Origin of the sequence: Psychrobacter sp. UBA2769 (assembly GCF_002352555.1) — a bacterium.
Lineage (GTDB): Bacteria > Pseudomonadota > Gammaproteobacteria > Pseudomonadales > Moraxellaceae > Psychrobacter > Psychrobacter maritimus.
The window spans coordinates 1-23126 of the sequence record NZ_DEIR01000017.1; the positions used below are offsets into that span (position 1 = coordinate 1).

At 44.0% G+C, this 23126-nt stretch carries 16 protein-coding genes; 10 read left to right on the forward strand and 6 right to left on the reverse strand.

Annotated elements, in window-relative coordinates; genetic code table 11:
* Positions 1-169 precede the first annotated feature (169 nt).
* Positions 170-1174, reverse strand: a complete 1005-nt coding sequence (locus B3Q63_RS07715) for a dienelactone hydrolase family protein (protein WP_296175487.1) — start codon at positions 1172-1174, stop codon at positions 170-172.
* Positions 1175-1726: 552 nt separating this feature from the next.
* Between B3Q63_RS07715 and B3Q63_RS07720 the strand changes: the two genes are divergently transcribed.
* The 8 genes from B3Q63_RS07720 to mmsB all read left to right on the forward strand — a co-directional run bounded on the left by B3Q63_RS07720 (position 1727) and on the right by mmsB (position 13844).
* On the forward strand, positions 1727-2932 hold the full coding sequence (locus tag B3Q63_RS07720; protein ID WP_296175552.1) for an MFS transporter: 1206 nt from the start codon (positions 1727-1729) through the stop codon (positions 2930-2932).
* A 384-nt stretch (positions 2933-3316) separates the two neighbouring features.
* The gene (locus B3Q63_RS07725; RefSeq protein WP_296175488.1) at positions 3317-4987 is read left to right on the forward strand and encodes a fatty acid--CoA ligase; all 1671 of its coding nucleotides are present in this window, start codon (positions 3317-3319) and stop codon (positions 4985-4987) included.
* A gap of 309 nt (positions 4988-5296) precedes the next feature.
* Entirely contained in the window at positions 5297-7417 is a 2121-nt protein-coding gene (locus tag B3Q63_RS07730; protein ID WP_296175490.1) for a propionate--CoA ligase, read from the forward strand.
* Positions 7418-7711: 294 nt separating this feature from the next.
* Positions 7712-9196, forward strand: coding sequence for a CoA-acylating methylmalonate-semialdehyde dehydrogenase (locus B3Q63_RS07735; protein ID WP_296175492.1), 1485 nt, complete (start codon positions 7712-7714; stop codon positions 9194-9196).
* Between the two features lie 181 nt (positions 9197-9377).
* Positions 9378-10538 carry an acyl-CoA dehydrogenase family protein gene (locus B3Q63_RS07740; protein WP_201567341.1) on the forward strand — a complete coding sequence of 387 codons (1161 nt, stop codon included), beginning with the start codon at positions 9378-9380 and terminating at the stop codon, positions 10536-10538.
* A gap of 132 nt (positions 10539-10670) precedes the next feature.
* On the forward strand, positions 10671-11453 hold the full coding sequence (locus tag B3Q63_RS07745; protein WP_271134512.1) for an enoyl-CoA hydratase: 783 nt from the start codon (positions 10671-10673) through the stop codon (positions 11451-11453).
* A 72-nt stretch (positions 11454-11525) separates the two neighbouring features.
* Complete coding sequence (locus B3Q63_RS07750; RefSeq protein ID WP_296175495.1) at positions 11526-12794, forward strand: enoyl-CoA hydratase/isomerase family protein; 1269 nt, start codon at positions 11526-11528, stop codon at positions 12792-12794.
* A gap of 96 nt (positions 12795-12890) precedes the next feature.
* Entirely contained in the window at positions 12891-13844 is a 954-nt protein-coding gene (mmsB, locus tag B3Q63_RS07755; RefSeq protein ID WP_296175498.1) for a 3-hydroxyisobutyrate dehydrogenase, read from the forward strand.
* 154 nt (positions 13845-13998) lie between these two features.
* Here the strand turns inward: mmsB and B3Q63_RS07760 are convergent, their stop codons facing one another.
* Positions 13999-14757, reverse strand: coding sequence for an IclR family transcriptional regulator (locus tag B3Q63_RS07760; RefSeq protein ID WP_296175500.1), 759 nt, complete (start codon positions 14755-14757; stop codon positions 13999-14001).
* Positions 14758-15411: 654 nt separating this feature from the next.
* Between B3Q63_RS07760 and B3Q63_RS07765 the strand changes: the two genes are divergently transcribed.
* Positions 15412-16284: a hypothetical protein gene (locus B3Q63_RS07765; RefSeq protein ID WP_296175502.1), complete on the forward strand. Its 873-nt coding sequence runs from the start codon at positions 15412-15414 to the stop codon at positions 16282-16284.
* A gap of 125 nt (positions 16285-16409) precedes the next feature.
* Here the strand turns inward: B3Q63_RS07765 and B3Q63_RS07770 are convergent, their stop codons facing one another.
* The 3 genes from B3Q63_RS07770 to B3Q63_RS07780 all read right to left on the reverse strand — a co-directional run bounded on the left by B3Q63_RS07770 (position 16410) and on the right by B3Q63_RS07780 (position 18749).
* Positions 16410-17060: a 4'-phosphopantetheinyl transferase family protein gene (locus B3Q63_RS07770; RefSeq protein ID WP_296175504.1), complete on the reverse strand. Its 651-nt coding sequence runs from the start codon at positions 17058-17060 to the stop codon at positions 16410-16412.
* A 353-nt stretch (positions 17061-17413) separates the two neighbouring features.
* On the reverse strand, positions 17414-17932 hold the full coding sequence (pal, locus tag B3Q63_RS07775) for a peptidoglycan-associated lipoprotein Pal (protein ID WP_201619355.1): 519 nt from the start codon (positions 17930-17932) through the stop codon (positions 17414-17416).
* A gap of 151 nt (positions 17933-18083) precedes the next feature.
* Positions 18084-18749, reverse strand: coding sequence for a DUF6231 family protein (locus tag B3Q63_RS07780; protein WP_296175506.1), 666 nt, complete (start codon positions 18747-18749; stop codon positions 18084-18086).
* Positions 18750-19021: 272 nt separating this feature from the next.
* On the opposite strand from B3Q63_RS07780, the gene pepN reads away from it, so the two are divergent.
* Positions 19022-21664 carry an aminopeptidase N gene (gene pepN, locus B3Q63_RS07785; protein WP_296175508.1) on the forward strand — a complete coding sequence of 881 codons (2643 nt, stop codon included), beginning with the start codon at positions 19022-19024 and terminating at the stop codon, positions 21662-21664.
* A 150-nt stretch (positions 21665-21814) separates the two neighbouring features.
* On the opposite strand, the gene B3Q63_RS07790 is transcribed toward pepN, so the two are convergent.
* A complete protein-coding gene (locus B3Q63_RS07790) occupies positions 21815-22897 on the reverse strand; it encodes a 3-deoxy-7-phosphoheptulonate synthase (protein WP_201619352.1) in 1083 nt (360 codons plus the stop codon).
* Between the last annotated feature and the right edge of the window lie 229 nt (positions 22898-23126).

Genomic DNA, 23126 nt, shown 5'->3' on the forward strand with positions numbered 1-23126 from the left:
CAATTGAAGACACGCCCTAGTAATAGCAATGAATTATGCATACGTTCTGATTATGGTTTTTTAAGCATGCAAAGTCTGTAAGAAAAAAGATATCAGCACTATAAATATGTAAGTTTAAAAAAGATAAAGGAGAAAAAGTATTAAATGCAAGGCGATTTAAGAGCAGTGCTTATCCACAATCTTTATAATGGTAAGCAGATATACGGGGGCTGTTGCCATAATTTTCATTGTTGCATAAGAATTTATCGAAGCGAGTATCCTCATTGATGTAGCGGTGCATCCAAGCAATACCCGGTTTGCTGAGTAATATCTCGTTAAAGCGATAGCTTGGACAAAAGTGGCTGCCATTTTTTATCTCAATCTTCATTTTTGCGCCAGCAGCATTATTATAAAACGGACTGCTGTACTTTTTATTAGAGGCAATGCGGTCATTTTGACAGGTAATAAATAAAGCAGGCGTGTCCATGTTGCCGTAGTCTTTATCATGATAGGGCGTTTGCGGAATAATGGCCCGAACGTCACTGCGCTTGGTCGCTAACTGCAGCGCGCCACCACCGCCCATTGACCAGCCGATAGCCCCTAAACGTGTGCTATCTATTTGCGCACCCACCGTACTATCGCTAAGAATATGATCGAGCGCGGCGCTCAACTGCGTCGCACGGCTATCGGGGTCATCATAAATAGAGTTGGTATCGATAGTAATAACCACAAATCCCCAAGATGCCAGACGCGGCCCCCACCATTTGATAGAGGCTTCGTAAGACACATAACCGGGAATCACTGCGATACCGCCTAACAGACCGCAGTCTCCAGCATTGGTAGGATAATGAATGGTTCCGCCGCCGAAGCCATTGGCTAGTTGCCGAGGAACAGATTTACTTGCCACCGTAAAAGGACCATTATCGCGCGTAGCTGACAGCTCAGCCGCGGTAATGACACTGTCAGGAATACAGTTTGAGGTAGGCGATGCTGATGTTGTCGTGGTTAAAGGTATTTTAGTTGCGGGCACTTTGGTTGCTAAGGTGGCGGTTGACAGCTCATTAATTGAAAGCTTTTCAATTGCTGGCTGTTTAATTGGGGTTACTTGTTCTGATGTGACCGCTGCCACATGCATAGAAACAATCAGTGCGCCTGTCGCGGCAATCAATCTTGGATAAATAGCGTTGTTTAACATGATAAAGGGTCTATTATTTGAGGTCTTTTTGTATGTAAGGTTTATTCTGTGCGTTACTTTATTCTATGCATTACTTTGTCAGGCTAGGGCTAAAGTGGCGATATCAATCATAAATAGCAGGGCAAAATAATAGTAGACAGTAATCTATTAGCTGTCAAAAATATTAATCACCTCTACAGTGTTAAAATCAGCCTAGCGTTTTAGGGTTGAAAAATTTGTCATTAAAAGCACTTGAATAAAAATCCTTTATTATAAATAACATTCATAAATAGCATCGCGAATAACACACCGAAACCTGAGTCTGGTATTTGCTGTGATAAACTCACAAACCATGCATCGTTTTATAGTCAGTCATAAGTTTTATTATTATAACGATTTCATGCTATCGCTTTATTTCTCTCACCTATGCCGTCTAGCTTCCAGCTAAAAAAGGCGTCCAATATAGTCAGTAATACTTTGAATAATAATATAAATAACAGTATAGATAGCGACATCAATGTCAATGTTGATGGCAGTGGCAAAGATAGCAGCGCTATCCGCCGCCATATTCAAATGCCCACTCAGCCACCCAATCAACCGCTGCCATTTGATGCGCCTTCATGGGTATTGAAGCTGACAATTGGCTTGATTGGGATGTTTGCTTTTTTGCAGGTCTATTCTATTCAGGCTATTTTGCCAGTATTGATGGTGGATATGTCCGCAACTGAGGTGCAGGCGGGCATGATTGTCGGTGCCACTATATTGGCGATTGCTATCATGTCGCCATTTTTGGGCATGCTTTCTGATGCCGTTGGTCGTAAGTCATTTATCGTTGGAGCGCTCTTGTTTTTAGCGATACCTACTGCGTTAATTGCCCAAAGTCCCAATATCGGTTGGATGGGCATGTGGCGGTTTATGCAGGGATTGTCTGTACCGGGCATTACGGTGGTGACGATTGCTTATATCGGTGAAGAGTTTGAGGGGCGCGCGGTCACTGAGCTGATGTCGTTTTATGTGTCAGGCTCGGTACTTGGCGGCTTTATGGGGCGTTTTTTACTGGGGCACTTGCATGAGCTCATTGGTTGGCGCGCCGGCTACTATGTAATGGCAGGTATGACGCTTGTCGGAGCGCTGTGGGTCGGTAAAATGCTGCCATCGTCACGGCACTTTGTTGCCAATCCCAATTTTCGCTCAGCCATGCAAACCCTTGGTGAGCATTTAGTCAACCGTTATGTCGTCACGTCCTGCTTACTTGGTGCTTGCGTGTTGTTCTCGTTGGTTGGCTGTTTTACCTTTATTAATTTGCATCTGGCCGATACACCTTATGAATTAAGCACGGGTGCGCTTGCCAATATTTTTGCCGTGTATTTAATTGGGGTTATCATCACCCCATTATCAACGACGTTGCTACGCCGATTTGGCTCAGCGCGTACGGTTCGAGTAGCGATGGTTATCTCGATGCTTGGCGTGCTGCTAACATTGCTAACACCGCTTTGGGGAGTCGTGATAGGGCTTGCTGTTATGTCCACTGGCGTCTTTATTACGCAAGCTGCTACCATCAGTTATATCGCGGTCAATGTTAAAAAAGGACGTTCATTGGCGTCGGGCTTATATTATATGGGTTATTACGCAGGCGGCACGATGGGCGCATGGCTCTGCGGCATCGCTTATGCGCGTGGCCAATGGTCGCTGACAGTTTGGTTATTATTGTTTGTACAAGTGCTGGCGTTATTGGTTGCTAGCATTGGGATGGTCAAAACAAATCCTCGCGCGAATTAAGAGGATTTTTTGATAGCGTTTTTTGAGCGCCTATTATTAAGAAAATAATTCTTTTGATAAGCTGGCTTTTAGTGCAGCACATTTTAATATAGCAATTTTTAGCACTATATCTTTTCACTTAATATGGCCTTGTCATAACATAATAACTCGTGTGTTTAAATGCCAATCAACGTACTGGCCATCGTATGCTACTTACGCAAGCACGCTTTACATAGCCTAGGTTTTTTCTTACTATCAATAGAGCTTATCAAGAATGACGATAAGTATTGCCATCCATTATAGCCACGCGTATACCGATAAAAATGCTCTGTTTTTATATGTTTTCTAAAACCTATTAAAAGTGCTTTTAAAATACGTAACGCCATCCACAAGGAAGTTAAATTTATGTCAAATATTTATCATAGTGCGCCGTCAGCCTACGATTATCCCCTAATCGTCAAGCAACTGTTAAATCGTGCCAAAACGGTGTCGCTAGAGCAAGAAATCGTTTATGCCGATAAAAAGCGCTTCACTTATAAAGAATTGTTTCAGCGTATCAATCGCTTAGCCAATGTTTTAGCAGATTTAAAGCTTGATGCCGGTGATGTGATTGCGGTTATGGATTGGGACAGTCATCGCTACTTAGAATCGTACTTTGCGATACCGATGTCAGAATATATCTTGCAAACCGTCAATATCCGCCTGTCACCTGAAAAAATCCTTTATACCATCAACCATGCTAAACCAAAAGTATTGCTGCTCAATTCTGAATTTGCGCCCTTGGTGAAAGATTATCAGTTTGAAAACTCCAGTATTGAGCATATTATTTGGCTTGATGACAATGGCGTGACGCATGAAGGCGTCTTTGGCGGCAATCAAAATCGCGTCACCGGTGAATATGAAGCGCTGTTAGATGCCGCTAGTAGCGAGTTTGAATTCCCAGATTTTGATGAAAATACCATTGCCACCACCTTCTATACTTCAGGTACGACCGGCGATCCAAAAGGGGTGTTTTTTAGCCATCGTCAATTGGTATTACATACGCTGACGGAAGCGGCGTCATTGGGTATGCTGCCCAACAAACAAGGCGTCAGTTACGGTGATGTGTATATGCCGATGACGCCGATGTTCCACGTTCATGCGTGGGGTTTCCCGTTTACCGCCACTATGGTTGGTCTAAAACAAGTCTATCCAGGTCGCTATGCGCCCGATGTATTGATGGATTTAATTATCAATGAAAAGGTCAGTATCACCCATTGCGTACCAACGATTTTGCAGATGGTACTCAAAGAAGCGCAAGATCGCGATGCCAGTTTTAATGGTTTAAAAATGATTATCGGTGGCTCTAAACTGACCGAAGGCTTAGCAAAAGCAGCATTGGCACAAGGTATTGAAGTTTATACTGGCTATGGTATGTCTGAGACCGCACCCCTTATTAGCTTGACAGAATTTAGCCTCAATGAACCTGAGATGTCTGCAGAAGAAGATATCGCCCGCCGTTGTATGACCGGTAAGCCGGTACTGATGGTAGACGCTCAAGTATGGAATACTGACAATGAATCTGTCGGTATGGGTAAAGACAATACGGGCGAGTTGGTGCTGCGCGCGCCTTGGTTAACGCAGAGCTATCTGAAAAATGACGATGCGGGTAAAGAGCTGTGGGAAAATGGCTATATGCATACGCAAGATATCGCCTACATCCAGCCTGATGGTTATATTAAAATCACCGATCGTCTAAAAGACGTGATTAAATCAGGCGGTGAGTGGATATCGTCATTAGAGATTGAGACGATTTTATCGTTACATCCAGCGGTGGCTGACGTGTCAGTGATTGGTGTGCGTGATAAGCAGTGGGGTGAGCGTCCGCTAGCCTTGATTGTGCTTAAACCTGCTTGCCAAGATACCAGCGCCGATGACATCAAAGCGATTGCCGAGCAAGCTGTTGAGCGCGGTATTATTCCTAAGTATGGCGTGCCAAGTCAGTTTAAATTCGTCGATGAGCTACCAAAAACCTCGGTAGGGAAACATGACAAAAAAGTCATGCGCGAGATGTATGCCAATCAAACAGAGGTGTAATCGCTTAGATTGGTTAACTTTTAATGCGATTATGGCTAGCAAAATATCAAGTAGCTGACACCCTTAATAGTTGACCTTTATCACTAGCTCTGCTACATTTTAAACCGATACATAACGTATCGGTTTTTCAGTTCTGGCAGGGATAGCCAGTTTTATATTATGATATTATTGAATAAGAGCGTATCTTATAAAGCATCATATTATGAAGTTATATCTTATAACATTGCTTCTTATAACATCGCTTCTTATAACATTGCTTTTTATAAAAACTTACAGCATTACCCATCGTTTACGCTAAGGACAGCCATTATGAACGAGCAAGCTAACTCTCAAACCAGCAATCAAACCAGCAATCAAAGCAGTCATCAAACCAGCAATCAAGCTGTGAATCAAAATAATAATCAAAGCTTCAATCAATCCTCTAGCCAAAATTCTCAAGCGTCATTTGATAGCAAGCAAACCTTTGCAGATATTTATCAGTCCTCCATTGATAATCGCGAGCAGTTTTGGGCTGAGCAAGCCAAGCGCATTTATTGGCATAAAGAGCCTGAGCAAATCCTTGATGACAGCAATCTGCCGTTTGCTAAATGGTTCGTCGGCGGTGAGACCAACCTTTGTTATAACTGTGTCGATCGCCATCTTGCAGAGCGCGCAGAGCAGGATGCTTTTATTTGGCTATCCTCTGAGATTAACCAAGAATTAATCGAAACCTTTCCTACCGTCGTCGATGCCTTTAAAGATTTGGGCAATAACGTTGAGCTTTATACTGACTATACCAAGCGTCGCCTGACTTATAATGACCTTTATAAAGAAGTCAATTACTTTGCCGATGTGCTACAGCGTCATGGTATCGGCAAGGGCGATCGCGTCATCATCTATATGCCGATGATATTAGAGGCGTCTTATGCCATGCTAGCCTGTGCGCGTATCGGTGCGGTGCATTCGGTGGTATTTGGTGGCTTTGCTGCCCATAACTTGGCCATTCGTATGGATGATGCCGAAGCAAAAATGGTCATCACAGTAGATGCGGGTCTACGTGGCGGTAAGGTTGTTAATTATAAGAGCTTGGTCAATCAAGGCGTTGAGCAAGCAACGGTCAAGCCCGAGCATGTACTAGTCGTCAATCGTGGTGTGTTGCCGTTTGAGAAAAAAGCTATCGATGTCGATTATGCAACCCAGCGCCGTATCAGCTGTGAAGCCAATGCGATTGTCGAACCAGTCTGGCTAGAGTCCAATACGCCATCTTATTTGCTTTATACTTCAGGCACTACCGGTACGCCAAAAGGTGTGCAGCGTGATACCGGCGGCCATGCAGTGGCGCTAACGACATCGATAGATTATATCTACGATGGCAAAGCAGGCGAGACCTTTTGGGCGATATCTGATATCGGCTGGGCGGTTGGGCATTCTTATACCATTTATGCGCCATTGCTCGCTGGCATGACCAGTGTGATGTATGAGGGCTTGCCACATCGTCCAAACCCAGGTATTTGGTGGCGGATTGTTGAGGCCAACAAAGTGAATATTCTATTTACGGCACCGACCGGTGTACGTATGCTTAAAAAACAAGATGAGACTTGGATGACACGCTATGATGTCTCTAGTCTCAAGTCATTCTTTTTAGCAGGTGAGCCACTCGATGAATCAACGGCCAATTGGTTGACCAAGCATCTAGGCGTACCGATTTTAGATCATTATTGGCAGACAGAGTCTGGCTGGCCGATTCTAAGTAATACGCCCAAATTCAATCATAAGCCGCATAAGCAGGGCTCGCCCGGTTATCCCATGTATGGCTATGACGCGCATGTCATCAATGAAGAGACCGGTGAACCTTGTGCTGCTGGTGAAAAAGGACTACTAGCCATTAGTGCTCCATTGCCACCCGGTTGTCTCACGACGGTATGGCGCAATGACGAACGCTTTATCAGCAGCTATTTTGGTCTGTTTGATGGCAAGCAATACTCAACCTCGGACTATGCAGTGACGGATGAAGATGGTTATTTTTATATCTTAGGACGTACCGATGATGTGATTAACGTCGCCGGCCACCGTATCGGCACCCAAGAGATTGAAGAGGCGATAAGCACCCATCCAGAGATGGCAGAATGTGCAGTCGTGGGTATTCAGGACGAATTAAAAGGCGAGTTGCCCATTGCTTTTTGTGTGTTAAAAGATCATGAGCAAGTGGCGACGACCGAAAACCGTTTCCGTATTGAGCAGCAAGTCATCGGTGCCGTGGTAAAATCCCTTGGCGGTATTGCCAAACCGGCGGCGATTTATTTTCCGCAAGCATTACCAAAAACGCGCTCCGGCAAAATATTACGCCGCGCTATTCGTGCTTTAGCAGAAGGTAATGAGACAGGTGATATGTCAACGCTTGATAACCCAACCGCGATTGATGCGATTAAGCAGTCGATGAAAGACTATTAATCTAATAGCGTATTAATTGAAAAAAGCCATGTATCTTAATATCGAAAAGCTCATGTACAATCATGGGCTTTTTGGTTTTTAAATGTTAGAGAATTTAAAGAGTCACAAATTCTTAGATAAAAGTTTGATAAAGCACTTGACCCTAAAATTGATTTATTGCTATAGTCAATAACGATACGAAATAAATCATTTTAAAAATTAAGTTTGATTGATAAAAACTTATCGTTTTTATCTCTTTTTTGAATACTAGGACACCATAAAAGGGTAGTCTCGCAAACAAGATAAGGATATCTTATGCACCACGTTAAACAGCTCATCAATGGTCAATTCGTTGATTCTAATACCAGCGAATGGATTGATATCACCGATCCCGCCACGCAAGAAGTCATCGCTAAAGTCCCGCAAACCACTGATGATGAAATCAATCAAGCCGTCGCTGCCGCTCAGAAAGCCTTTCAGACATGGCGCAAAACGCCAATCACCACGCGTGCGCGTATCTTTTTAAAGTATCAAGCACTCATACGCGATCATATGGATGAGCTGGCAGAAATCCTGACAGCAGAGCAGGGCAAGACTATCGCTGACGCTCGCGGGGATGTATTCCGTGGTCTAGAAGTCGTCGAACATGCAGCAGGTATTGCCAATCTGCAAATCGGCGACTTCGTTGAAAACGTCGCCTCAGGCGTTGATACCTATAGTATCTGGCAGCCACTTGGCGTCTGTGCTGGTATCACCCCGTTTAACTTCCCAGCGATGATTCCACTATGGATGTTCCCAATGGCGATTGCTACGGGTAACACATTCATTCTAAAACCTTCTGAGCAAGACCCAATGGTCACCATGCGTCTGGTTGAGTTGGCAGTGGAAGCGGGCGTGCCTGAAGGCGTGCTAAACGTGGTACATGGCGGCAAGGCCACCGTTGATGCCATTTGTGATCATCCAGACATCAAAGCGGTTTCATTCGTTGGCTCAACCAACGTCGGCAAGCATGTTTATGAGCGTGCTAGTCAATCTGGCAAACGTGCCCAGTGTATGATGGGTGCCAAAAACCATGGCGTTATCCTACCTGATGCCAATAAAGAGCAAACACTCAATCAGTTAGCGGGTGCCGCCTTTGGTGCCGCCGGTCAACGTTGTATGGCACTGTCAGTCGTGGTGCTAGTCGGTGCAGCAGGTGAATGGATTGACGATATCAAAGCCAAAGCAGAAGGTTTGGTGGTTTCAGCAGGTAAAGACGACAAAGATTTAGGCCCACTGATTTCTCCTGCCGCAAAAGCCCGTGTTGAGCATTTGATTGGAACTGGGGTAGAAGAAGGGGCAAATTTAATATTGGACGGTCGCGGTATCACGGTGGAAGGGTTTGAAAAAGGCAACTTTGTGGGGCCGACTATCTTTGATAACGTTACCGCTGATATGCAAATTTATCAGCAAGAAATCTTTGGCCCTGTTCTGTGTATCATGCGTGCAGCCGACCTTGATGAAGCGATTGAGCTATTGAATGCCAACCCACATGGTAATGGTACGGCTATCTTTACTCAGTCAGGGGCAGCCGCACATAAATTCCAACAGGATGTGCAAGTAGGTCAAATCGGTATTAACTTACCAATTCCTGTGCCACTACCTATGTTCTCGTTCTCAGGCTCGCGTGCTAGTAAACTTGGTGATCTCGGTCCTTATGGTAAGCAGGCGGTACAATTCTACACCCAGACCAAGACGGTTACTGCACGCTGGTTTGATGATGAGGCAAGCCGCGGCGTGAATACCACTATTTCAATGTAATCGTTAATCCACTATATTGGCAGCATCTCAACAACATAGCGACAATCTTACTCAGTATGTTTTTAACAAAGCATGATTTATGATTGTCGTTTTGTCGCTGCTATACTGTATAACGATATTGAACTGATGACTTACTAAACTTTCTTCACCATATTTGCTATGCAAGCACAAGGATGACCCTATGGATTTCTCATTGACCGAAGACCAAATTGCCTTTCGCCAAACCGCTCGGCAGTTTGCCCAAAAAGAGCTAAAGCCGAATGCGGCTGAATGGGATCGTACCTCACATTTCCCAGTCGATGTGATTAAGAAATCAGGCGAGCTTGGCTTTTTGGGGCTGTATACCAACCCAGAATATGATGGTTTAGGGCTACCACGCTTAGATTCTGCCATGGTGTTTGAAGAGCTGGCATGGGGTGATACGGCAGTCGCCGCGTATATGAGTATTCATAACATGGCGGGCTGGATGATCGGTGAGTATGGTAGTGATGCCTTGTGCAAAAAGTATTTACCCAATATGGTCAGTGGTGAATGGCTTGGCAGCTATTGCTTAACTGAGCCAAACGCCGGTTCTGATGCTGCTTCATTACGCACCAAAGCCGACAAGCAAGGCGACCATTATGTACTCAATGGCGAAAAAACCTTTATCTCGGGCGCAGGCTCGACAGACGTCTTAGTGGTCATGGCACGTACAGGCGGTGCAGGCCCAAAAGGGGTTTCAGCATTTGTGGTAGACGCTGACAGCGCTGGTATTGAGTATGGTAAAAACGAGCATAAAATGGGTTGGAAAGCGCAGCCGACGCGTGCTATTAGCTTTAAAGACGTCAAAGTGCCAGCAGAGAATTTAATCGGCGAGGAAGGCCAAGGTTTTCGCATTGCGATGAAAGGCTTAGATGGCGGTCGTATCAATATCGGTATCTGTGCAGTTGGTACGGCGCAGTCAGCGCTAGAGACCGCGACCAATTACGTCCAAGAGCGTAGCCAATTTGGTAGCCCGATTGCCAGCTTACAGTCCGTACAGTTTAAGCTTGCTGATATGCTCACACAAACTATTACCGCGCGTCAAATGCTTTATCTAGCGGCTAATAAAGTCGATAACAATGATGGGCAAGCTTCTACCTACTGTGCGATGGCAAAGCGTCTTTCCACTGATCTTTGTTTCGATGTTGCCAATGAAGCCTTACAGCTACATGGTGGTTATGGCTATCTAAATGAGTATCCGCTTGAGCGCCATGTACGAGACTTGCGTGTGCATCAGATTTTAGAAGGCACTAATGAGATCATGCGAGTGATTGTCTCGCGTCAGCTTATGCAAGATGATGCGTTGAGTCAATTGCGTTAACCGTAGTACGCAACTTTTTTATGGCAATATTTTTATCACGGTACTTTAAGTTCGCTATGGTTTTCTATGGCTATTTTACCTAGCGCTTAACCAATAAATCGTACCAAATTCAGATAAAATAAAGGATTATTTATGACGGATTATACCAATCTCAAGTTATCAATTGACGGTCACATTGCTACCGTAACACTGAATAACCCGCCAGCCCATACGTGGACGATGGACAGTCTGCCAGCGCTCAAACAGCTGGTCACTGACCTCAATGCCAATGATGACGTTTACGCCTTAATTATTCATGGCGACGGCGAGAAGTTCTTTTCAGCAGGTGCGGATTTAAACAATTTCTCAGACGGTGATAAAGGCCAAGCAATCAGCATGGCAATCGCTTTTGGTGAAGCGTTTGAAGCGCTATCAGCGTATCGCGGTGTCAGTATCGCGGTTATCAATGGTTATGCGATGGGCGGTGGACTTGAGTGCGCGCTGGCCTGTGATATCCGTATCGCAGAAGCGCATGCACAGATGGCCTTACCGGAGACCGGCGTGGGCTTATTGCCATGCGCGGGCGGTACGCAGAATCTACCTTTACTGGTTGGTGAAGGTTGGGCGAAACGTATGATATTGTGCGGCGAGCGCGTCGATGCCGAGACCGCATTACGCATTGGCTTAGTCGAAGAAGTCACGGCAAAAGGTGGCGGTTTACTAGCGGCGCAAGCATTAGCGCAAAAAGTCGCTAAGCAATCTCCTGTTGCCGTCAGTTACTCTAAACAGCTTATCCAAGCCGCAAGAAACACCCCGCCTGCCCAAAACCTTATCCATGAGCGTGAAGCTTTTGTTAAGTTGTTCGACACCAAAGATCAGCGCGAAGGCGTGCAAGCGTTTTTAGAAAAGCGTAAACCCACTTGGCAAAATAAATAAGTCAAATTAAATAAGCCAAATTGAATCAGACTTAGCGTTAATATCTTTCCTTTTAATTTTTAGGTTACTTTTATGACAGCAGCGACGACAGTGACGGACGATACTAATAATCAAAATTCTGTAGAAAACATCACACAAGAAGCGCCAGTATTGTTCGATACCGAGCCGACAGAGTGTGGCCATCTTATTGGAATAATGACGTTAAACACGCCCAAATCTCTCAATGCGCTCAGTGTTGAGATGTGTCAGTTATTAGCCCAGCAGCTAGAGCAGTGGCAAAATGACGATCAGATAGTGGCATTGGTATTAAAAGGAGCAGGCGACAAGGCGTTTTGTGCTGGCGGCGATATCCGTAAGCTGTATGACAGTATGTCTACCAGTGCGCCGCTACCGAACCCATATGCGACAGAGTTTTTTGGTCATGAGTATCGTCTTTATCGGCAGATGCATTTTTATCCAAAGCCATTAATACTCTGGGGTAACGGCATTATTATGGGTGGCGGCATGGGTTTGATGGCTGGCTGTAGTCATCGTTTGGTCACTGAGCGCACCCGCTTTGCTATGCCAGAAGTAACTATTGGACTGTTTCCTGATGCTTCTGGCAGTTGGTTTTTACAGCGCATGCCAGCTAAAACAGGTTTGTTCTTAGGGTTAACAGGTGCGATGTGTAACGGCAATGACGCTTTATTATCTAATCTTGCAGAGTATGCCGTTGCCAGTAGTGATTATGATGCCATCATACAAAGCTTAAAACAGAGCGATTGGCAAGTGGCAGCAGGTAGCACCGATAAATGTCACAACAATAGCGCTCATAGTATCGTTAGCCGTGCACTGACAGCACAGCCTGTTGCTGAGTTGCCTGCTAGCAAACTGTCGACATATTGGAAACCTATCCAGCAGTTGATGAACAGCGGTGGACTGGGTGATATCGATGCGCTCCTACAAAACGATGAAGCGCTAGCAAAGCTAGATACAGACTTTGTAGCAGACAGCTGGACGCAGCGGGCAGTAGATACGTACCGTCAAGGCTGCCCAGTTACTGTCGCTTTAACCTACGCGCTTTATCATAAAGTCACGGACTTATCGCTAGAGCAGGTTCTGTATTTAGAGGCCAACGTAGCGGTACATTGTGCGGCCAATCCTGACTTTAAAGAAGGCGTACGTGCGCTACTGATTGACAAAGATCGCAACCCACAATGGTCGCGCTCATTAGCAGAGTGTCTAAGCACCGAAGGGCAGGAATATATACATCAGCACTTTGTAAACCCTTATGCTAAGGGCGAACATCCTCTAGGCGATTGGTTGGGTGATGAAGCCTTAGGCAGCCAGCTTGTGCGCTAAGAGCTTGTAAGCTCATTATAAGAATCAGGTATAAATTAAAAAACGTAAAACTATGTGTAGCACTGTCTGCATAAGCAATCATCAAGGAGCGATGAGATGGGTACAAAGGATTCAGATTTAAGCAATAAAGACTCAAACAATACTGCCAAGCCAAATATAGCCTTTATTGGGCTTGGCAATATGGGCGCACCGATGGCAGAGAATTTATTAAAGGCGGGTTATATGCTCTCTGTCTATGATTTGTCTGCGGAGGCGACCGCGCGCTTGCAGCAAGCAGGTGCCAGTGTGGCTGATAGTCCTAAAGATGCTGCAAGCAATGCACAAGTCGTCATTAGCATGTTGCCTGCGGGCAAGCACGTCCATTCTGTCTATCTAGGAGATGATGGCGCTGATGGCTTACTGGCAGAATTACCCAAAGGCACATTGGTCATTGATAGCAGTACCATCGCTGCAGCTGATGCAAGACTGGTAGCAGAGGCAGCAGGTAAGCTTGGCATAGACTTCTTAGATGCGCCAGTCTCTGGCGGTACAGGCGGTGCTATCGCTGGTAGTTTAACCTTTATCGTTGGTGGTAGCGACGATGCGTTCGCCAAAGCTGAGCCGATATTAGCCGTTATGGGCAAAAACATCTTTCATGCAGGCGACCATGGTGCTGGACAAGTCGCGAAAATCTGCAACAACATGCTGTTAGGCATTCTAATGGCGGGAACGGCAGAAGCAATTAACTTAGGGGTTAAAAACGGCCTCGACCCAAAAGTGTTGTCAGATATTATGCTACAAAGCTCAGGTCGTAACTGGACACTAGAAGTCTATAACCCTTATCCGCAAGTGATGGAGAACGTCCCATCTAGCAATGGCTATAAAGGTGGCTTTATGAGTAAGTTGATGCAAAAGGATCTTAACCTTGCGATGCAAACGGCTAAGGACACGGATGTTGAAACTCCAATGGGTGCCAAAGCGACGGAGCTCTATGAAGCACATACGCTAGAAAATGGCGATAAAGACTTTTCTAGTATTATGGCGCGTCATGATAGCTCAGTACTATCTTAACGCTCTAAACGCTTAAAATTCTTAATCGATTTTGAATAGAGTGCGTTTGCTAATTGTCGTCATTCTATTAACAAAGCATAAAAAAAGGTCTGCGCTAGTTTTATAGCGCGGACCTTTTTATGTTCGGTCATATTTTTTCTTAATGATACAGGCTCTAGTTTTGCAGCTCATACACCAAAGCTTGAATATCCTGCGCAGCTGTTTGCAAACGCGGCACGTGTGTCAGTAGCTCATCTAATGACACGCGGATGGTTGGGGCGTGAATATATAAAGAAGCCAAATAGCGTGATTTTTTATCCAATACAGGCACCGATACTGCTACCATCTCTGAGATAAACTCTTCATTGTCGATACCGATACCCGTCTCTGCAATACGATCAAGCTCGGCATTTAACCCATCAATATCAGTAATCGTATTCTTAGTAAATTTATCTAGCGGAAGCCCTTGCAGTATTTTAGCGCGGCTAGTCGCCGATAACTGGCTTAAATAAAGCTTGCCGGTGGCCGTACACCACATCGGTGATTTTGCGCCGACAGGGAGATAAATCTGTAACGGTAGCGAGGTCTTAGCACGATTGGTATACATCATGTCCATTTGATAAGGAATGGCAATACCACAGGTCTCTTTAATCTCATCAACCAATTTGTGCAGAATTATCTGACGCTCATTAAAGAATTGACGCTGCTGCCAAAGCTCAACGCTCAAATTACGTACCCGCTTGCCAGGAATAATACCGCCACCAATATCCACCGTAACAAACCCTTCATCGACCAAATTTTGAATCAATCGATGAATGGTAGGTTTTGGGATATCAAGCTCTTGCGATAGCTCAAGTGGCGAGAGGGGCTTGGAAGCGTAAGATACGGCTTCGATAATCTCTAACACACGGGTAATCGACGATACTTTAGGCATATAGATGGCTCAATAAGAATGATAAAAATAAAGCAGAGAACAAAAGACGCTGTAATTAGTTAGCTAAAGACCAGTAAATTCATAGTCTAAAAGCAACTTTATGACTAAGACTAATTTAGCATATTATGGCGCTTAGACAAGCTTATATCTTATTAAATATAAACACATTTATGTACCATACTGCTATTCATAATGAGTATTAACTAACAGCTTTCTAAATCATCTGGTTTTTTAAGTTATCTGGCTTCTAAATTATCAGTGATTAGGTAATGTTAGATACGTTAACTCACAATCCACAACAAACTGTAGTAATAAACTCTATAACTGTAATTGAGTTAAAGTGTGACATAGGTCATTATACTGACATGTTTTGTAATACCTTTACATGAGCGTTAAGCGATTCAATATTCGTGTTTGTGCTATTCAGTTGCTTTGAGAGTATTGTGTAACAGGAAAGCGAAGTTTTGCGGATTGGTGTAGCAATTATTACAATATCTATGCAATCTTTACATAACGGCAAATAAAAAGCGCATCCATGGGGGTGACTTTTCAAGCCAAAATTGTTTTAATCTGCTCAACAAAATGGTTGTTTAAAAAAAGCTAAATTATCATTTTTTTACGGGCGAGTTATTTCACACTTTAGGAGAGTATTCTATGAAACTTATTAAATTAACGGCAATCTCTGCTGCTGTTTTAGCATCAAGTGCTGCATTAGCAGCTGAGCCAGTTATCGTTGTTGACGGTAATGAAGCAGTTGTATACGAAGCTGAGCCAGTAGCTGTAGCTTATCAAGCTGAGCCTGCTTATGCATATAATGCTGACGCTGGTGTTGTACGTAACACTACGGGTGCTGTTGTTGATGGTACCAAGACTTTCTTCCAGACTGCTGTTAACCCAGCTGCTATTAGTGCTGAAATTGGCACACTAGGCTACGGTGCTAACGTTGCATGGGCGGTTAATGATAAAACTGAGTTACAAGCTGGTTGGTCTGGCATGAACTTTGACGGTGATAGAGACTTAAATGCTAACGATTCTTGGATTAACTGGGACAAGGCATTAGGCGATGGCTATGGTAACTATAAAGGCACTATGGATTATGATGTAGATTTTAGCAATCCATACATCGGCGTTCAAATGCGTCCGTTTGCTAACAACTTCACAGTTGCTGCAGGTACTATGGTTCCACGTAACAAGATTGAAGCTTCAATTGCTGCTGATGCAGACTCAAAAGGCGATGCAACTGTTTCTATCGATGATGTTGAATATCAAGTTGACACAGCAACTATCAAAGCTGAAAACAAAAATAAATTGGCACCTTATGCTACTATCGGTTACCGTCCAAACATTAACCAAAACTGGGGCGTATTCGGTGAGTTAGGCGCAGCATATATGGGTAAGATGGATGCTGAAGTAACTAATGTTACTGGTTCTAAAGCAGAAGGCTTTAAAGAAGCGGCAGAAAAAGAAATCAAAGATAAAAACGTTTGGTATCCAATCGTTAAAGCTGGTGTAACTTACCGTTTCTAATCTAATCTAATCACAGTCTAAGGGCTGTCATTAGAAGATGAGTAGTAATAAAAAAACGATCCTAAAAAGGGTCGTTTTTTTTGCCTAAAATAAAGTCAAAATGATGTGCCTACATTAAGTACTTTTTAATAAACAATTACTGTCTGTTGCTCAGGTAAGTATGCAAGATAGTATTTGGTTTTATCATCCTCAAATACGAACAAAGGCGGTTTTTCTTTGATGCTGTTTATTAAGCAAGTCATGAGATGGGAGTAATCCATACCTAACCCTTGGGCAAGGGTATACTGATAAATTTTGATAAAACTCTCTTTTATTTGCCATAGTAACTTAGCGACAGTGTCACGCTGAGTGATGGTTAGAGTTTGTAAGATAGCAATCTCATTAATATGATAAAAGCGCTTTGCCACCCGCCACTCAACGTTATTGGTTTCTATGTCGATGCCTGCCGGTCGATGACAACTAATAACAACCGCAACTTTATTATCTAACCCGTTAAAAGGTTTTTCTCCACTCGGCTGAGTAGAAGTATTTTGACTGCTTGCACCAGTATGACTAAAGCACACGTAATATTGGCTGTTAACAAGTCGATAGGGGAAGCTTACGTCATTCAAACTGTCAATAATATCTAGCTTGTTAAGTAGAGATTGTAATAACAAGCGTACACCAGCACGTTGCTGCTGGCGCTGTTCATAAGCGATTTTTCGCGCTGATAGAGAAACGTTAGAAATATGGTAGCGCCAAGTAATATGACTGAATTTATCAGTGTCGATGTTCAATAGGTTTGCGTTAAATAATGATGGTAAATTATCGAATAAGTGCAAAGACTCTAGAGGGCAAGACGCAGTTACCTGAGCCGTCGCGCACCATGTCGTGGAATCAAGTCGACTGTATTGGATATTATGTAAGTTTAAGGTTGGCATCATTTATTTATAGTAAAGGCTATTAGCTTAAAGCTGTTGAGAGATAGGTTTCTTCGTATTTTTAAATTGGTCATAGCTGAGGTTTGTCAGAATATACACCACTTTTAACCATTCATTTTAGCGTAGCAGAATGCAAAAAGCCCAACAATATATTTGCTGGGCTTTTTGCTACTCATTAATTTAGGCTAACAAAGTCTTATCAAAAGCGATTAGTAAGACAATTCAGCACGGCGGTTTTGTGCATAGGCATCTTCAGTCGTACCGGCTGCTGCTGGACGCTCTTCACCATAACTGATGACACGGATGTTATTTACCGCAACACCTTGGGCCGCAAGATAATCACGTGCAGCTTGGGCACGGCGCTCACCTAGGGCGATGTTATATTCACGGCTACCGCGCTCATCAGTGTGACCAGCGATAACAACACCGGCTGCTGGGTTTGAGCTTAGTAGACCGGCATGTTGGTTTAATACGCCAGCCGCTTGTGAAGTGATTTCACTGCTATCAAAGGCAAAGTATACAACCGCTTGCAGGTTCTCAGCACCAGTAATAACAGCATTTGAGTTACCGACGATAACCGCGCCGTTATAACCCGCTTGACCACCTGGGATACCTAGTGGGGCCACGACAACTTCTGAAGTCGCGCGTTTGTTGGCACAACCTGATGCTAATACCACAGCACTTGATAATACTGCTAGAGCAGCGATTTTTGAAAAACTGGTTGACATAATGAGCTCCTAAAATTTTAATGACATTTGTTGTTGTAAACTGCTTTTGGTAAAACTTAGGCAATTGCTATCTATCATATACTAAATGTTACTTTATGTAAGTAGTATTACTGTAAATAATTCGAGAATTTACATATACCTATCCGATATTTCACCAACGGTTCTTACCCCAGTTTTCAGGGTTCGCCCAGTAATCAGCATTGAGCCAGTTTGGCAATTGCTTATAATCGTACAAATTAAACTGCCAAAGTGTGGCGGATATGGGCGACGATGCCGTCAATAAAGTGGTGTCTTTCTGATGAGTGATATCCTTGTCTAAAGATGCTTCGCTCAAAATATCGAACGGTGTCAAACCGTAAGCGCGCAAATCTATTGCCTTATCAAGCACGATAAGTAAATGGGCGGCATAGATGTCCCGATAGCGCATGAGTAGGGGGATATACTGTTGTAGTAATTCTGCTGATAAGGTAGGTAGCCAAAAGCAGGCCAAGTTATAACGTTCAGGCCGCGCTTGTTGGGTAAGCTCGGTTAAAGTCGCTATAGGCAATGCTGCCATTTCATCATTATTTTCATCGTTCTTATAGAGACTGTCAGGCGCGCTGCTTTTTATAATAGCAATGCTATCTCTAAGTTGGGCTTGTAGATTTAAGCGTTCTTGCTTATCTGGTACGACCCACAATATTTCACCCTGATGATTATCGACAGAGGTTAGTTGCTCAGTTGCTTGGCTCTGGGTAGGCGCGGCTAATGAAGGTAGTAATGCCTCAATATAAGCACTTAATAATGGTAAAGTAATGTTTGAAGCATAAGTCGTCATAAGGTTGGTCGTTTAATTGGTAGTCAGGTTAGCAATCAGCCTATTACATCATGTTACTACGCATTATCCAATGATTAACTGCTGTGATGGATAAAGGCGATAGTAATTTATAAATGAATAAAAAGGCGAGCGGTTCATGCTAGCCATGACTACTACCTGAGCAATAAATGCTAAGCTGGTTTTTATTCATCCTCGCACTTGAAATTTGGTGGTTTAGAGCAATGTAGCTAAGTGTTGTAAGCTTTTTATCATAAATAATAATAGGAACTTCCATGTCCACCACTGAAACCGCTGCTCAAATTATCAATCCTGACATGCCAGATGTGCCATCACATGCTCCAAGTAAAATTCATTTAAAAGATTATAGACCACCAAGCTTTGATGTCGAAACCGTTGATTTGGATATTAAGCTATTTGATGATCATGCCATTGTAGATAGTACTTTGGTGATGCAGCGTCAGACTGACGGCGATTTGGTGCTGTATGGCGAAGCGCTTGAGCTGATATCTATTAAGCTTAATGATGAGCCGCTTGCTCGTAATCGTTATACGCAAGCTGAGGGCACATTAACCATTACCGATGCGCCAGAAAACACCAAATTACAGCTGCAAGTACGCATCCATCCGCATACCAATACGGCGCTTGAAGGCTTATATATTGCCGGCAGTGGTGACGATACCATGTTTGTCAGCCAGTGTGAGCCAGAGGGCTTTCGCAAGATTACCTTTTATCCAGACCGTCCTGATGTGCTGGCGATATTTACCACACGCTTAGAAGCTGATAAGCGTTTCCCAACGCTGTTGAGTAATGGTAATTTGCTAGAAGCGGGTGAAGTGTCGGATGCACCTGAGCGTCATTATGCGATTTGGCAAGACCCGACCAATAAGCCAAGCTATTTGTTTGCTTGTGTTATCGCTGACTTAGATGTATTGGCTGATAGCTATACGACGAGCGAAGGGCGTGAGGTAATGCTTGAGCTGTATGCGAAGTCTGAAGATATCGATAAATGTGCTGTCGGCATGCAAGCTTTAAAAGATTCGATGCAATGGGATGAGGTCAATTATGGTCGCGCTTATGATTTAGACCGTTATATGATTGTGGCGGTTAGCCAGTTTAATATGGGCGCGATGGAAAATAAGGGTTTAAATATCTTTAACACCGCTTGTGTACTGTCTAGCCCTGAGACCACCACAGATTCACGTAGCTTTAGTGTCAAATCTATCATTGCCCATGAATACTTTCATAACTGGACGGGCAATCGCATTACGTGCCGTGATTGGTTTCAGCTGTGTCTAAAAGAAGGCTTTACCGTTTACCGTGATCAGTCATTTTCAGCCGACCAGCAGTCAAGTGCCGTCCAGCGTATCGATGATGTGGCAACCTTGCGCGCCCATCAGTTTGCTGAGGATGCAGGACCGTTAGCGCACCCTGTACGCCCCGAAAGTTTCGTTGAGATTAATAACTTTTATACCACCACTGTTTATGAAAAAGGTGCTGAAATCGTGCGTATGATTGCCAATACGTTAGGGCCTGATAACTTCCGTAAAGGTACGGACGAGTACTTCCGTCGTTATGATGGGCAAGCGGTCACGGTTGAAGACTTTTTATCGGCGCTTAGTATTACTGATAGCAAGATTGAAGACTTTATCGATTGGTATCGTCAGCCCGGTACGCCTGTGGTCTCTGGTCACCAAGATTATGACAGCGTGACGCAGACATTGACCATTACCTTGAGTCAGCAAACTCGTCATGTTGCAGGCTTTGATGCACCAAAACCATTGCCGATACCCGTATCGACCGCACTATTTGATAAAGAGTCTGGTGCTATCGTCGCTGAGCGTATGTTGCTTCTCGATCAAGCCACGCAAACCTTTACCTTTGAAAATGTAGTAAGCGAGCCAGTGGTATCCTTGCTACGTGATTTTAGCGCGCCAGTACAGCTCAATTATGATTATCAAGATGAAGATTTGGCGTTTTTGCTTAAATATGAGAACAATGGCTTTAACCGCTGGCAAGTGACGCAAATGCTCGTCAATCGCATTTTACTGCAAGGTCAAGGCGCGAAAAGCAGTCCTGATATATATTTGCAAGCAGTGGCGCAGACCTTACCTGAATTGGCTGCTAGTGATGCGATGTTGGCGGCGCGTTTGCTTGATATTCCGTCAGCACCAGAGTTGGCGTCTGCCATTCATAAAGATTACGATCCAGAGCTGGTAAAAGCACAGCGTGAAGGCTTATATCAACAGCTGGCAGAAGCGCTAAAAGATCAATGGGCAGAACTTTATAAGCAGCTACCGATGCAGGCTTATGAAGACAGTGCCGCCGCTCGTGGCACCCGTGCTTTACGTAATGTGGTACTCGATATGGCATTGACCGCCAACGTTGCTGGTGCTCCTGAATGGGCGCAGCAGCAGTATGATAATGCCAGCTGTATGACAGAACGTTTTGGCGCGTTAAAAGTGATGGTCAATCATCAACTGGCAAACGCTGATGAATACTTAGCAGACTTTTATAAGCGCTTCCAAAATAATGATTTGGTCATCGATTTATGGTTCAGTGTGCAAGCGTCTGCTGATACGGTCACACCTGATACTATTAAATCCTTACTTGCGCATGCAGATTTTGATTGGAATACGCCCAACCGTGTGCGCTCAGTCATCAGTGCCTTTACCTCGCAGCCAACGGTCTTATGGACACAAGAAGGGTTAGATATTTATATCGCTGTGATTAAAAAGCTGGATGACGCCAATCCTGTGTTAGCATCGCGCTTATTACAAGTGCTGGCACGTTGGAATACCTTGGCTGAACCACGTCGTCAAATGGCGCATGAGCAGTTACTTGAACTGCAAAAGCAAGCAACTTCTAAGCACGTAATTGAAAGCTTAAACAGTGTTTTAGGGTCAGCGAGCGAGTAGGGTGAGTTAAATGACTCTATAACCATAAACTAAATGATTTTATAAGAAAAAGCCCGTCCGATATTATTATCGGACGGGCTTTTTTATGAAACGCTTAATAATGCTTAAAAAACTTAATGACGTTTGCTTATGGGCAATTGTTATTAAAGATTAACGATTCGGTAATACGTCTTTAACCATGTCACGTAGATTGCGCATGGCAGTGACCGTGCTATCCCAATCTAAGCAACCATCGGTGATAGATTTGCCATATTCAAGTTGGCTCAAATCAGCCGTCAGCTTTTGATTGCCGCCTTTTAGATGGCTCTCAATCATCAGACCGATGATAGATTTATTACCATTTTTAATCTGCTCGGCAACGTTTTGGATGACCATTGGTTGCAGATACGGGTCTTTACCTGAGTTGGCATGGCTTGAGTCAATCATAATCTTACTATTGGTCTTGCCTTTAGCCAGCTCGTTTTCAACTTGCGCAACAGCGGTTTCATCATAGTTTGGCTTGCCATTACCACCGCGTAGTACCACGTGTGCGTAAGGATTGCCTTTTGATTTGATGATAGAAACTTTGCCATCTGCTGATAAGCCAAGGAAGCTATGACCTTCCTTCACTGCTTGCATGGCATTAACAGCAACCGTCATACCGCCATCTGTACCGTTTTTGAAGCCAACTGGGCATGATAAGCCTGAGCTCATTTCACGATGCGTTTGGCTTTCAGTCGTACGCGCACCAATCGCTGACCAGCTAATCAAATCCTGCATGTACTGCGGTGTGTTTGGGTCTAACGCTTCAGTGGCGCACGGCAGACCTTTTTCATTCAAATCAAGCAATAGCTTACGGGCAGTGCGCAGACCTTTTTCGATATCAAAGCTGTCGTTCATATCAGGGTCGTTAATCATGCCTTTCCAACCAACCGTGGTACGTGGCTTTTCAAAATAGACGCGCATCACAACGAAGATGCTGTCTTCAATCTCTTTTGCCAATACGGCTAAGCGATCGGCATATTCGTGGGCGGCTTTAATATCGTGAATAGAGCAGGGGCCAATAACCACAAATAGACGCTTGTCTTTACCATCGAGGATATCTTGGATGGTATTGCGACCTTTTAGAACCGTGTTATAGGCGTCATTCGACAAAGGTAGCTCAGACTTTAGCTCAGCGGGAGTGATTAAAGGAATGAATTTTTCAATATTCACGTCGTCAATATCTGCATTATGGATAACTGGTGTTGTCATGGTTATATATCGTCTAGCTGATTTATAGGGATATTCATTATGCGGACAAAAGCGCCGGTTGACAAGGGCAGTCGCACAGTTAATTGACTGCTAACTGGAATGGTGAGGTTAAAACTTCGTTATCATTGCCGAGTCTGAGCTATATGCTAAGGTTAATAGGTATCAAAATTAGGTGTTAAAATGAGAGTTAATTTTGTCTGTGCTAATGAATAAGCGTTGTGGTTTTAGA

What these genes read in the sequence shown, in the direction of transcription:
- B3Q63_RS07715 (WP_296175487.1), bottom strand. Translation starts at nt 1,174, where the DNA reads ATGTTAAACAACGCTATTTATCCAAGATTGATTGCCGCGACAGGCGCA.
- B3Q63_RS07720 (WP_296175552.1), top strand. Translation starts at nt 1,727, where the DNA reads ATGCCCACTCAGCCACCCAATCAACCGCTGCCATTTGATGCGCCTTCA.
- B3Q63_RS07725 (WP_296175488.1), top strand. Translation starts at nt 3,317, where the DNA reads ATGTCAAATATTTATCATAGTGCGCCGTCAGCCTACGATTATCCCCTA.
- B3Q63_RS07730 (WP_296175490.1), top strand. Translation starts at nt 5,297, where the DNA reads ATGAACGAGCAAGCTAACTCTCAAACCAGCAATCAAACCAGCAATCAA.
- B3Q63_RS07735 (WP_296175492.1), top strand. Translation starts at nt 7,712, where the DNA reads ATGCACCACGTTAAACAGCTCATCAATGGTCAATTCGTTGATTCTAAT.
- B3Q63_RS07740 (WP_201567341.1), top strand. Translation starts at nt 9,378, where the DNA reads ATGGATTTCTCATTGACCGAAGACCAAATTGCCTTTCGCCAAACCGCT.
- B3Q63_RS07745 (WP_271134512.1), top strand. Translation starts at nt 10,671, where the DNA reads ATGACGGATTATACCAATCTCAAGTTATCAATTGACGGTCACATTGCT.
- B3Q63_RS07750 (WP_296175495.1), top strand. Translation starts at nt 11,526, where the DNA reads ATGACAGCAGCGACGACAGTGACGGACGATACTAATAATCAAAATTCT.
- mmsB (WP_296175498.1), top strand. Translation starts at nt 12,891, where the DNA reads ATGGGTACAAAGGATTCAGATTTAAGCAATAAAGACTCAAACAATACT.
- B3Q63_RS07760 (WP_296175500.1), bottom strand. Translation starts at nt 14,757, where the DNA reads ATGCCTAAAGTATCGTCGATTACCCGTGTGTTAGAGATTATCGAAGCC.
- B3Q63_RS07765 (WP_296175502.1), top strand. Translation starts at nt 15,412, where the DNA reads ATGAAACTTATTAAATTAACGGCAATCTCTGCTGCTGTTTTAGCATCA.
- pal (WP_201619355.1), bottom strand. Translation starts at nt 17,932, where the DNA reads ATGTCAACCAGTTTTTCAAAAATCGCTGCTCTAGCAGTATTATCAAGT.
- B3Q63_RS07780 (WP_296175506.1), bottom strand. Translation starts at nt 18,749, where the DNA reads ATGACGACTTATGCTTCAAACATTACTTTACCATTATTAAGTGCTTAT.
- pepN (WP_296175508.1), top strand. Translation starts at nt 19,022, where the DNA reads ATGTCCACCACTGAAACCGCTGCTCAAATTATCAATCCTGACATGCCA.
- B3Q63_RS07790 (WP_201619352.1), bottom strand. Translation starts at nt 22,897, where the DNA reads ATGACAACACCAGTTATCCATAATGCAGATATTGACGACGTGAATATT.